Below are 12,242 nucleotides of genomic sequence, written 5' to 3' on the forward strand. Positions count from 1 at the left end.
CCCCTCCCGTGGGTGGTCATGGAAGACGGTGGGTGGGGGCCGGCCTGAGTGGTCCGGTGCGGGTCGCTCATCAGTGCCGGTCACCNATCAATCCAGAGCCGGCACNGGCCCACAGACNGANGGTGCAACNGGCCTGNAATCCGACCCCCAACGGGAGGGGACGGGCCGGAGGGGGTGGTGTGCCGGACGTAAAGCGAAGCAGTCCGGCACACCACCCCCGCAGGCCCGTCACCGCACCCGAAAGCCCCGCGCAGCGGACAATGCCCGCCGCCAGGCGACACGGCGCCGCACCCGGCAACGTGGGAAGCCAGCCAAGCGCAGCGGCACCGCGCCGCCGGGCGCAAGAAAGGCGAACCCCCACGGCGGGGACGCCGGCTCCGTAGGGGCGAACCTACAGATGAAAGATGCCGTCGTAGCCGGCAACAGCCCGCGGGCTACGCGCCCCGGGCCCCACATACCGCGCAGACGGCCGCACCAGGCGCCCGGTCCGCTTCTGTTCGAGGATGTGCGCGCTCCACCCCGCCGTGCGGGCGCACGTGAACATGGACGTGAACATGTGCGCCGGGACCTCCGCGAAGTCCAGGACGATCGCCGCCCAGAACTCGACGTTGGTGGCCAGTACGCGGTCCGGGCGGCGGTTGTGGAGCTCCTCCAGGGCCGCCTTCTCCAGGGCCTCGGCGACCTCGAAGCGCGGGGCGTCCAGCTCCTTGGCGGTGCGCCGCAGGACCCGCGCCCGCGGGTCCTCCGCGCGGTAGACGCGGTGGCCGAAGCCCATCAGCCGCTCGCCGTTGTCCAGCGTCCGGCGGACGTAGGCGGCCGCGTCGCCGGTCCGCTCGATCTCCTCGATCATGCCGAGGACGCGGGACGGCGCGCCGCCGTGCAGCGGGCCGGACATGGCGCCGACCGCGCCGGACAGCGCCGCGGCGACGTCCGCGCCGGTCGAGGCGACGACCCGGGCGGTGAACGTGGAGGCGTTCATGCCGTGCTCGGCGGCCGAGGTCCAGTAGGCGTCGACGGCCTTGACGTGCTTGGGGTCGGGCTCCCCGCGCCAGCGCTTCATGAAGCGCTCCACGACCGTCTCCGCCTTGTCGATCTCCTTCTGCGGCACCATCGGCAGGCCCTGCCCGCGCGCCGACTGGGCGACGTAGGACAGCGCCATCACCGCGGCCCGGGCGAGGTTGTCGCGGGCGGTCCGCTCGTCGATGTCGAGCAGCGGTTTCAGGCCCCATACGGGTGCGAGCATGGCCAGCGCGGACTGCACGTCGACGCGGATGTCACCCGAGTGCACGGGGATCGGGAAGGGCTCGGCGGGCGGCAGCCCCGGCTTGAACGCCCCGTCGACCAGCAGCCCCCAGACGTTCTCGAACGAGACGTGCCCGACGAGATCCTCGATGTCCACCCCGCGGTAGCGGAGCGCGCCGCCCTCCTTGTCGGGTTCGGCGATCTCCGTCTCGAACGCGACGACTCCCTCAAGCCCGGGAACGAAGTCGGACATCAGGCGGCTCCTCAAGATGGGGACGGCGGCCGGCCGGTGACCGGCTGCCGTGCGGTCGAGTCAGTTGCGGCGCCGGTGCGGCTACGCGGCTGCGCCGGGCAGCTCGCGGTCCGTACCGGTCACCCCGGTGATGCCCCGCCGGGGCAGGGGCCACGCGGCGGTTCCGCCCGCGGGTGGTCGGTCCACGGGCGCGGGCCGCCACGTGTGCTGCCCGCGGCGGCCTGAAGACGGACACGATAGCTTCCGGTGTCCGAGGCCCACAGTGGGCCGGGCCATGATTTTGGCGGGTTCATCAGCAGCGGGGAAGCGTGACGTCCGGCACACTGGGCGATTTGCCGACGGGAGGGTTACGGCCCGGCGACGGGGGGCAGACTTCCGGCCCACCGGGCTGCCCGGCGCGGGCCCGATGCTGCAAGATGAGGCCGTGCATCCCGCCGACATGCCCTCCGCCGACACCCCCGACCCCTCGTCCATGCGCGCGCACTACCGCGCCGAGGGAATCGCCGAGCACGATCTCGCCGCGAGCCCCTACGACCAGTTCTCGCGCTGGTTCAAGGACGCGGCGGCCGCCGGTCTGCACGAACCGAACGCCATGGTCGTCTCGACGGCGGACGCCGCCGGCCGGCCCAGTTCAAGAACCGTGCTCCTGAAGGCGTTCGACGAGCGCGGCTTTGTCTTCTTCACCAACTACACCAGCCGCAAGGGCCGCGAACTGGCCGAGAACCCGCACCTCTCGCTGCTGTTCCCCTGGCACCCGCTCGCCCGGCAGGTCATCGTGACCGGCACCGCCGAACGCATCGGCCGGGACGAGACCGCCGCCTACTTCCGCACCCGCCCGCACGGCTCCCAACTCGGCGCCTGGGCCAGCGAGCAGTCCGCGCCGATCGCCTCCCGGGACGAACTGGAGCGTGCCTACGAGGAGTTGGCGGCCCGCTACCCCGAGGGCGAGCAGGTGCCGGCGCCGCCGCACTGGGGCGGCTACCGCGTCACCCCCGACGCGATCGAGTTCTGGCAGGGGCGCCTGAACCGCCTCCACGACCGGCTGCGGTACGTCCGCGAGGGCGCCCCCGAGGCCGGCCAGTGGCGGGTGGAGCGCCTCGCGCCGTAGCCGGGTGCAGACGCAGACGACCCGCGGGCTGGTTCCTCCGCGCCGGTGGCGCGAAGGGCCGGTCGGACGAACCGGCAGCCCGCGGGTCGGGTGACTGCTTGGGATTGGGCCGGCTGCGCATCTGCAGTATGCGCGGATCCGGCGCTGCACTTCGGTGAAGCGTCGGGCTGCTAGCCCGCAGCCACCTCACGCGTCCGGTGCGAAATCATCTGCCGAACCACCTCCCTTCTCGTGTACCCCACACGTTAGAAACTGTCCCGGCGCCGCACAACCAGTTTTTTCGGGACCGGATTCCCTGGCGGCGATTTCCGCGAATGGGGTGTGTCCCAGGTCACGTTCCAGTTGAATGACCCCACGTGGAGCATGTGCGGCCGCGTTCGTAAGGGGTGCCAGTGACTGCCTCGTCAGCTTCTTCTGCCTCGTCTGCCTCGTCGGCTTCGTCGTCGCAACGGCCTTCCGTCCCCGGGGCCCCGCCGTCCGGCACCGGCCGCGAGCCCGGCCGACCCCCGGACGCCGACGACTCCGGACTGCTCGCCGCCCTGCTGGACGGCATGGACGCCGCCCTGATGGCCTTCGCCGCGGACGGCACGGTCACCCACTGGAACCACGAGGCCGCGCGCATCCTCGGGTGGTCCACCGCGGAGGCGGTCGGCCGCCCCGGCCTGAAGGGGTGGGCGGTCCGCGCGGAGGACGCCGACGGCGTGCAGTCCGCGCTGTCGGCCGCCATGCGCGCCCCGGGCCGCCAGGTGCACGACTTCGCCCTGCTGGCCAAGGACGGCCACCGCGTCCTGGTGCGCACCCAGTCCTCCGCCGTGCACGCCCCGGACGGGCGGGTCGCCGGGGTGTACTGCGCCTTCGGCGAGTCGCACACCCAGCTCGACCTGGAGCGGGCCGTGGCACTGAGCGAGGCGCTCTTCGAGGAGGCCACCTGGGGCGTGGTGCTGATCGACGCCGACCTGCGCCCCGCGGTCGTCAACGCGCACGCCGCCCGCGCCATCGGCAAGGGCCGTACGGCGCTGCTGGGCCGGCCGCTGGGCGAGGTGCTGGCCCAGGGCGTCGAGGAGCTGGAGAACGCCTTCCAGCACGTCCTGGCCGAGGGCACGCCGCCGGCCGTCGCGGAGGTGTGGGTGACGCTGCGGGACGGCGAGGCCGAACTCCCGCGCCGGTGCTGGCGCAGCGGTTTCATCCGGCTGGCCTCGCCGCTGGCGGAGGAGCCCGTTCCGCTCGGTGTGGCCTGGCTCTTCCAGGACGTCACCGACCTCAAACGGGCCGAACAGGACGGCTCCCTGCTGCGCTTCCGCGCCCACCAGCTGCACCGCGCGGGCCGGGCCGCCGCCGAGTGCCCCGACCCGGCCGAGGCCGCCGCCGTCCACCTCGACTTCGCCCTGGCGGGCTTCGCCGACCACGCCCTGGTCGACCTCGCCCGCACCCCGGCCCCGGCCCCGTACGGCGCGGTGGACGCGGACGCCGCCTGGGACGCGGACCCGCCGTCCGCCGAGGACGGCCGGCCCGGTGCCGCGGTGCCGCGGCTGGTGCGGGCGCTGGCCTCCCCGGCGGGCGCGCCCGGCCCCTCGGAGGCCGTTCCGCCGACCGGCATCCCGGTGGCCTACGTCCCGGGCCATCCGGCACTCCAGGCGTACGCGCGGTGCGGCTCGGTACGGGCCACCGCCGGCCCGGCCCCGGCCGAGGGCTGGGCGGCCGCCCGCAACTGGCCGGACGGCACGGTCCACGGGCTGTGCGTGGTGCTCCGCAGCCGGGGCCGCACCCTCGGGGTCGCCACCTTCCTGCGGGCGCCCGCCCGCCGCCCCTTCGACCGCGCGGACGCCGACTACGCCGAGGAGGTCGCCGCCCGGGTCGCGGCCGCCCTCGACCTCGCGGGGGCGGCGGAGGCGTGAGCGGGTCGGAGCGGCGGCGTCCGGCCCGCCCGCCCCGGGGGCCGCCCGGTGTGCTCAGTGCCGGTAGAAGATCCGGTCCGCGTACTCCCGCATCACCCGGCCGTTCCACTCGTGGCCGCCGTCCACGTTGCCCGAGCGCAGCAGCGGCGGCTGCACCCCGCGCTCGGCGAGCGCACCGGCCGCGGTCGCCACCACGGCCTGCATGATCGCGCTGGTGACGACCGTGGAGGCGGGGGCGAACGGCGCCTCGATGCCGGGCAGCGTCAGCTCCGCGTCGCCGACCGGGATCCGGCTGTCCAGGACGATGTCGCAGTGGTCCTTCAGATGGCTGCCCGAGGAGTGCCGGGACTTGGTGGCGGCCGCGTAGGCCACCGACGTCAGGCCGATGACCTTGATGCCGAGGGCCCGTGCGTTGATCGCCATCTCGACCGGCAGGGCGTTCCGTCCCGAGAGCGAGATGATCACCAGGACGTCGCCGCGCTCCAGCGGACTGGTGTCCAGCACCGCCCCGGCCAGCCCGTCGACCCGCTCCAGCGCACTGCCCAGCGTCGCCGGGCGGACGTCCACACCGACGACCCCGGGGACGGCGAGGAGGTTCATGACCGCCAGTCCACCGGCGCGGTAGACGGTGTCCTGGGCGGGCAGCGAGGAGTGCCCGGCCCCGAAGGAGAAGACCCGGCCGCCCGCCTCCACGGTGTCCGCGATCATCCGCCCGGCCGCCGCGATCCGGTCCGCCTCCGCGTCGCGGACCTGGCGCAGCAGGTCGATCGCGGCGTCGAAGTACCGCCCGGCCAGCCCCTCGCTCCGGTCGCTCTCAGCCATTGCCGCGGGCCCCTCTCGTCGCGTCTGGATGGGATCTGTGGCGGGCGGCACCGGCGCGCCGGCGCCCCGTCGTCGCCTCGTGGATCAGTGGCCCGGATCACGTTGCGGTCTGGACCAGTGCGCTGTCAATACGCCGGGCAACGCACCGTTGCACCGGTCGCGGGGCTTCCGCTGTGCGGACGAGGAGGCACCGTTGTCAGTGGGATGCGTCAGAATTGAATCCAGGGCCACCGCACGACATATCGAGGGGCACGCATGTCCGGATTGATCGACACCACGGAGATGTATCTCCGCACCATCCTCGAACTGGAAGAGGAGGGTGTGGTCCCCATGCGCGCCCGCATCGCGGAGCGGCTGGAACAGAGCGGCCCGACGGTCAGCCAGACCGTGGCCCGCATGGAGCGGGACGGTCTGCTCACGGTCGCGGGCGACCGGCACCTGGAGCTGACGGAGGAGGGCCGCCGGCTGGCGACGCGGGTGATGCGCAAGCACCGCCTCGCCGAGTGCCTGCTGGTCGACGTCATCGGCCTGGAGTGGGAGCAGGTGCACGCCGAGGCGTGCCGCTGGGAGCACGTGATGAGCGAGGCGGTGGAGCGCCGCGTCGTGGAGCTGCTGCGGCACCCCACCGAGTCCCCGTACGGCAACCCCATCCCGGGCCTGGAGGAGCTGGGCGAGAAGGCCGAGGCCGACCCGTTCCTGGACGCCGGCATGGTGAGCCTGATGGATCTGGACCCCGGCGCCGACGGCAAGACGGCCGTGGTGCGCCGGATCGGCGAGCCCATCCAGGCCGACGCCCAGCTGATGTACACGCTGCGGCGGGCCGGGGTGCAGCCGGGCGCGGTGGTCAGCGTGACGGAATCCCCGGCCGGGGTACTGGTCGGCAGCAGCGGCGAGGCCGCCGAGCTGGACGCCGAGATCGCCAGCCACGTCTTCGTCGCCAAGCGCTGAGCCCGCCGCCATGAGCCCGCTGAGCTGCGCCGATGTGCGCGCCGGCGGGCTCGTCAACTATCGGTGCGATGAACGGTCTTGTGCGAGTCCGTGCGGATCGGCCGCGCTCGTGTCACTCTGGCGCTGACGCATGGCCATGCGTCGTCACTCCGGCATGCTGCGCTGACGGCCGAGGGGGCCCGGATGCGTCCACTGAGTGTGGTTGAGGACGGTCAGGGCCCCGGCGCTGCGAGCTGCCGGGGCCCTGCCTCCCCATGTCCCCCCACCGTGACCCGGAGCCCCGAGCTCTCAGGGTCGTTCCCCACGGGCCCCCTTCCCGGTAGGGCCCGCCTCCCGGCAGATGTCTCCCCGTGGTGGGCGTGGCCAATCCCGCAGCAAGGTCACTCAAAAGTGGGGTGTTGGGCGCGGCAGCGATCCGTTCGAATGCAGGTTCGATAGTCTGGGGCGTGCGGGGCTGGTCAGGGGGCGATTGGGGGTGCCAGGGCACATGGTGCGGCGTATCGATGTGACGGGATCCGGCGGCGTGCGGCTCGCGGCCTGGGAATTCACCGACCCGCCCAAGAGCGGCGGCGGCCTGGGGGAGAGCGGGCGGCGGCCCGGCGTGCTGCTGCTCCACGGCCTGATGGGCCGCGCCTCCCACTGGGCGGACACCGCCCGCCGGTTGAGCGCCGCACACCGCGCGGTCGCCCTCGACCAGCGCGGCCACGGCCGCAGCGAGAAGCCCGCCGACGGCTCGCTCGACCGCACCGCCTACGTCGAGGACGCCATCGCCGCCGTCGAGCAGCTGGAGCTGGCCCCGGTGGCCCTGGTCGGCCATGCCATGGGCGCCCTGACGGCCTGGCAGGTGGCGGCCCGTCGCCCGGATCTGGTCAGTGCGCTGGTGATCTGCGACATGCGCGCCTCGGCGCTGGGCGCGGCCTCGCAGCGCGAGTGGGCGGAGTGGTTCCGCTCCTGGCCGGTGCCGTTCGCCACCCTCGCCGACGTCCGCAAGTGGTTCGGCGAGGACGATCCGACGCTGGAGCGCCCCCGGCCGGCCCGCGGCGAGTTCTTCGCCGAGGTGATGGCCGAGCGCGCCGACGGCTGGCGCCCGGTCTTCTCCCGCCGCCAGATGCTCAGCGCCCGCGAGACGTGGGTGCACGACGCCCACTGGGAGGAGCTCGCCCAGGTCACCTGCCCCACCCTCGTCGTCCGCGGCCTCGACGCCCAACTCGGCCGCGCCGAGGCCCAGGAGATGGTCCGCGTCCTGCCCCGCGGCACCTACGCCGAGATCCCCGACGCCGGCCATCTCCTGCCCTGGGAGCAGCCCGACGCCTGGTGCCGCGCCATCGAGCCCTTCCTCGGCGCGGTGACGGCGCGCTCTTGAGGGGCGGGGCGGTGGCCTGGGCGGTGGGGGGCTCCCGGGCGACCGCACCGTACGTGCTACCGCAACCTCCTGACACCGGAGGGGAGTTGACGCCTGCTCACCCAGCCCCGTCGAACTTCCAGACCAGCGGCTTGGCGGTGCCCGTGGTGTCGCCCCAGTGGATCTCCAGGGAGCGGGCGCCCTTGGGGATCATGTACGTCTGGCAGATGACATGGCTCTCGCCGACCTGCCAGTTGTCGATGTCGACCGGGTCCTCGCAGCCGGGGAGGTCCTGCGGGGCGCCGGTGAGCAGGCCGCCGCGCTGGCCGTCGGCGTAGATCCCGGTGCCGTTGACCACCTTCGACAGGCCCTTGACGACGACGGGACCCTTGTTCGTGAACTTCACATAGGCGGTCGCCGCGACCAGGCCGTTGGCGTCCTTGGGGTCCTGGACCATCTTCTGCGCGTCGGCCTCGGTTCCCACATGGACCTGCTGCGCGACGACCTCGTAGGTGATTTTCCCGGAGTCCTCCTTGTACTGCACGGTGCCGCTCTGGCCGGACTTCAGTACACCGTCGCCGGCCGCATCGGCCGGCTTTCCGCCGACCGGCGCCCCGGTACGCGCGGAGTTCTCCCCGACGTCCACCCGGGAGCCGGCGGCGGAAGCCGGCGCGGCCTTACCGTCACAGGCGGTCAGCGCCAGTGCCAGGACGGCGACCGGCGCGGCGGCGCGCAGCCATGCGGCCTTGGTGTGCAGCAAAACGTTCTCCTGGTCCTTGCTCTCCCCCGTTGCACGGCACCGTTGCCCAGTGCGCGCGAACGGCCGTGAGAGCGGAGCATAAGAGCGTGCTTTCCACCGTGTCGAAACGTGGCATGCGGGCGCCCGTCACCTGCCGTTGGGCCGGTCCGGGAGCGTCCCGACCGATTCGCCGCAATTCCCGCGAAATGGTCTGCGGATTCCACCGCCGACGGCGCCCAATTGCGGGTGAATTCAGGGGCATTGCGATCCGGCCGGCCGTCGAGGGTAATCCCCGAACAAAACTTGTGCCCGGGTTTCGCATAAGTGGGGTGGACCGGTCGGGGCGCCGTGCCTGCGGCGCCGCAGCCCGCCGTACCGCTCCGCCCTCCCCGTTACGGACCTACGCCAACGTGCGGGTGAAATCCCCGCGTTGGACCCGGGCGGTGAGCGAGTCGCCCGCCAGCAGGGAGCCGTAACCGGTGGCGGCCCAGAGGCTCCGCTCCGCCGGCACCTCGAAGTACGGGACCGGGCGGCCCTCCGGACGGTCGGTGAGCACTTCGGGCGCGCGGCGGCTGCGGACGGCGCGGAGGCAGGCGTCGCAGGCGGCGACCCGGAGCTGCTCCCGGCGGCCCAGCGGCCGCCAGGGTATGCGGCGGACGGCCGGGCCGTGCAGCGGGTGGAAGAAGCACAGCGGCAGCGTGACGGGGGCAGTGGAGAGCGCCGCGCGGCCCTCGGCCACCAGCGCGAACACGCCCGCCAGGTCCGGTATGCCGCGGGCGCGGTCCAGCACCGTGCCGGCCGCGGCATAGGCGTCCAGGGCGCGCTCGATCGCCGCCGGGTCGCCGCCGGCGGCGCGGGCCTCCTCGCCGAGCCGCACCACCGCCTCGCCGGCCCGCTCGCGCAGCCCCTCCTCGTCGGCCCGGTGCGCGGCGGCGAAGACGGACCGGGGCATGGCGAACGGCGTCCCGAAGTCGCGCAACCTGGACCGGCGCCGCAACAGCAGCCAGGCCGCGGCGAGCACCAGCACCGGCCCGGCGGCCAGCGCCACGACCCGGAGGGCCGGGGTCGTCCCCGCCGCGGGCTTCCCGGGGGCGCTGCCGCCCGATGTGTGGAGGTGGGTGGTGAGCCGCTCGTAGACCTGGTCGCCGTCGCCGGCCTTGATGATGTCGATCGCCCGGGATATGCGCTTGGTCAGCCCGGCGCCCTTCAGGGAGTCGTCGAAGTACACCGAGGCGGCGGCGTGTTCCGCCTGGTGGGCGCCGGCGGGCCACTCCTTGGCCTCGATGTCGCCGGCGAGGTCCCCGGGCGTGATGAGGATGGCCGGGCCGCCGCCCATCCGCTCGTGCACCACCTCCGCGAGCTGGTCCGGCTTGCCGCCCCAGTCGTCGCCCTCGACCAGCGGGACCAGCACCACCCGGATCGGCAGCCGCGTCTGCCCGATCTGCCGCACCAGGGCGCGCCGTGCGTCCGCGTCGACCGCCGAGGAGAGGGACGGATCGACGTACACCGGCGAGGTGCGCAGGGCGTCCGCGATCTTCTGCCCCGGGCTCTCGGCCGCCGCGGCGGGCCCTGCGACGGCGCAGAGCAGTGCGGCGCAGGCCGCGCCGACGGCGAGGGCGGACCGCAGCGGACGGCGATGGCGAAGGTCAGTTGACACCGAAGGACTCCCGTACCTGGCGGGTGAGTTGATCTATATCGGAGCCGTTGGCGAGCGCCGCCAGGGGGCCAGGGTGCAGCGGGTAGGGGTGGTGGCCCAGGCGCCCGGAAGCGTCCGCGCCGTACAGCCGCAGCACCTCGCCGGGCTTCTCCCGGCAGGCCGCGCACACCGGGCGTATGGGCACCTTGCGGCGGCCGGCGGGCGGCTTCGACCGCTGCTCGACGGCCGTGCCGTGCAGCGGATTGCGGTGGCAGACATACGCCGCGGCGGACGGCTCCCGGACCGTGGCCCGGCCGGCCCGGGCCAGCACGATCGCGCAGGCCAGGCCGGCGGGGGTGGCGTCGCCGTCGATGCGGCCGTCGCTGTCGCCGTCGGCCAGCAGCGCGGCGGCGTCCAGGCACTCCCACGCCCGGCGCCGGGCCTCCTCCGGCAGCTCGGTCACCGACTCCAACTCGGCCGTGAGGGCGTCCACTTCCGCCCACGCCGTGCGCCGCAGCCACGCCCGGCGGGGCTCCACGGGCGCCGCCGCCGCGGCCACGGCCCGGGCGCGCCCCCGGCCCAGCCACCGGACGAGTGCCCAGACCGCCACCACCAGCCCGAAGAGCAGTACGGCGGCCAGCCCGCCGACGAACAGCCCGGCCCGGAAGTCCCCGGCGAACAGGCCGGGAAGCTTCTGCTGCGCGACCGGGTCCGGCGCGGGCGGCGGATCGTACGGCTGGCCGGGACGCGCGGCCCTGGGGGCCTTGGAGAGATAGGTGAGCAGCCTGTCCAGACGGGAGCCGAGCGGGGCCGTCGCGGGATCCGCGGAGGAGAGGTCACGGGGACGGTCGTAGAGATACGAGGCGTCCACATGGATGCCGTAGTTGACGATCTCGATGCGGCCGCTCGCCGGGTTGGCGAGCACGAACAGGGCGTCCCGGCGCAGCCGGTCGTGCAGGTGCTTCGCCAGGAGATCCTCGTCGCCCTGCGACTCGTCAGCCGTCGACATGGGGACGGCGGCGATCAGCACCGGGACGGGCAGGCCGCCGATCCGCTCGCGCAACGCGGCGTGCTGGGCGGCGTCCAGCGGGGGCACGATCTCCGGATCGACGTAGAGCGGGTCGTGCCGGAGCCCCTCGGCGACCCGGTCGACCCGGGCCCGCATGTCGGCGGCCGTCGGCATCGAGCCGTCTCCGGTGGTGGTGTCGTCGAAGACCCGCGACGCGGTGAAGGCGAGCAGCGCCGCGAGCGCCAGCGCGCCGAGCTCCAGCAGCGGCCACTGCCGCGGCCGAGCGGGGGCGGCCCCGCCGCCGGGCTTCGCCCCGCTGCCCACCGTGTCCACGGCGCTCGGGTCGCGTCGGGAACGGCGCCTGGCTCCCGCGTACTTCGTGATCAGCAGCGCCGTCAGCGGCACTCCGACGACCGCGACGCCGGTCAGAAAGCTCTGGTCCTCCCGGTCCGTCTGGGTGGTGTGCAGAGCGGGCGGCTCATGGGAGTTGTACGCACCGCCGTAACGAGCGCGGGCCTGATCGGCGCGCTGAGGGGCCTGCCCCGAGAGGAGCACGTCGGCGAAGTGCCGGAACGCTTCGCGGGGCGTGGCGTCCATGGGCATCTCGTACATCGTCGCGGTCTTCGCGTCCTGTGCGCCCGGCACGCTCACGCCGAATGCCTGGACGTCCGACAGGCCCATCTCGGACAGCGCGACATACAGTCCCTTGCGCCCCAGGTGGTCGTGGATTCCCGCGAGCAGCCCGGAATCCAGGCTCCCGGAGGTGGCGAACGGCAGCACGACGACATACGTCGGAACGTGCAGCCGCCGGGCCTGCGCGGCGAAGAAGGGGGCCGTGGAACGCGGTACGGCGCGCGGCAGTTCGTCGCTGATGTACACCGGGCCGCGCCGGAGCTGTGCGGCGAGGTAGGCGAACTGGCCCTGGGCGGTTGGCCCCGTCGGTGCCGGTACCTGGGGCTGTGCCTGTGCCGGTGCGGCGTGTGCCGCGCCGGCGGTGAGCAGCACCGTGCCTGCGGTGAGGAGGGCCGCGACGGTGGCGAACAGCGCTGCCAGGCATTTCCTTGCCGGCGACGGTCCGGTGCGTTGCATGGCCTTCACCGCCCTCCTCGTTCGTGTCGTCGCGCTGACGCTACAGCGGTCGGGTGTGCGGCGGGGGAGGGTGTGGATAACTTGGGCGGCGCCCCTGTCTGTGGGTGGTGGGTGCGGGTGCCTGTGGGGCGGGCCTCCGGGGGTGGGTTGTCGGACTGC

General features: G+C 73.9%; 9 protein-coding genes. 4 read left to right on the forward strand and 5 right to left on the reverse strand.

The features are described from left to right. Positions 1-391: 391 nt before the first annotated feature. Entirely contained in the window at positions 392-1,495 is a 1,104-nt protein-coding gene (locus B073_RS0122710; RefSeq protein ID WP_018540376.1) for a citrate synthase 2, read from the reverse strand. Positions 1,496-1,901: 406 nt separating this feature from the next. Between B073_RS0122710 and pdxH the strand changes: the two genes are divergently transcribed. Together pdxH and B073_RS0122720 are read left to right on the forward strand one after the other, a co-directional pair. Further along, positions 1,902-2,603 carry a pyridoxamine 5'-phosphate oxidase gene (pdxH, locus tag B073_RS0122715; protein WP_234025137.1) on the forward strand — a complete coding sequence of 234 codons (702 nt, stop codon included), beginning with the start codon at positions 1,902-1,904 and terminating at the stop codon, positions 2,601-2,603. 551 nt (positions 2,604-3,154) lie between these two features. Then, positions 3,155-4,498: a PAS domain-containing protein gene (locus B073_RS0122720; protein WP_018540378.1), complete on the forward strand. Its 1,344-nt coding sequence runs from the start codon at positions 3,155-3,157 to the stop codon at positions 4,496-4,498. A 54-nt stretch (positions 4,499-4,552) separates the two neighbouring features. Here B073_RS0122720 and B073_RS0122725 read toward each other — a convergent pair whose 3' ends face one another. Further along, the gene (locus B073_RS0122725; RefSeq protein WP_018540379.1) at positions 4,553-5,320 is read right to left on the reverse strand and encodes an SIS domain-containing protein; all 768 of its coding nucleotides are present in this window, start codon (positions 5,318-5,320) and stop codon (positions 4,553-4,555) included. Positions 5,321-5,575: 255 nt separating this feature from the next. Between B073_RS0122725 and B073_RS0122730 the strand changes: the two genes are divergently transcribed. Together B073_RS0122730 and B073_RS0122735 are read left to right on the forward strand one after the other, a co-directional pair. Further along, positions 5,576-6,268, forward strand: coding sequence for a metal-dependent transcriptional regulator (locus B073_RS0122730; protein WP_018540380.1), 693 nt, complete (start codon positions 5,576-5,578; stop codon positions 6,266-6,268). A 487-nt stretch (positions 6,269-6,755) separates the two neighbouring features. Next, a complete protein-coding gene (locus B073_RS0122735) occupies positions 6,756-7,631 on the forward strand; it encodes an alpha/beta fold hydrolase (RefSeq protein ID WP_018540381.1) in 876 nt (291 codons plus the stop codon). Positions 7,632-7,728: 97 nt separating this feature from the next. On the opposite strand, the gene B073_RS0122740 is transcribed toward B073_RS0122735, so the two are convergent. From B073_RS0122740 to B073_RS0122750, 3 genes are all read right to left on the reverse strand, one after another. Continuing rightward, positions 7,729-8,370, reverse strand: coding sequence for a hypothetical protein (locus tag B073_RS0122740; RefSeq protein WP_018540382.1), 642 nt, complete (start codon positions 8,368-8,370; stop codon positions 7,729-7,731). Between the two features lie 379 nt (positions 8,371-8,749). After that, a complete protein-coding gene (locus B073_RS0122745) occupies positions 8,750-10,006 on the reverse strand; it encodes a hypothetical protein (RefSeq protein WP_018540383.1) in 1,257 nt (418 codons plus the stop codon). Continuing rightward, positions 9,996-12,083, reverse strand: a complete 2,088-nt coding sequence (locus B073_RS0122750) for a hypothetical protein (protein ID WP_202487097.1) — start codon at positions 12,081-12,083, stop codon at positions 9,996-9,998. Before B073_RS0122750 ends, B073_RS0122745 begins: the two co-directional genes overlap by 11 nt. Positions 12,084-12,242 lie beyond the last annotated feature (159 nt).

It is taken from the genome of Streptomyces sp. MspMP-M5 (assembly GCF_000373585.1).
Taxonomy (GTDB): domain Bacteria; phylum Actinomycetota; class Actinomycetes; order Streptomycetales; family Streptomycetaceae; genus Streptomyces.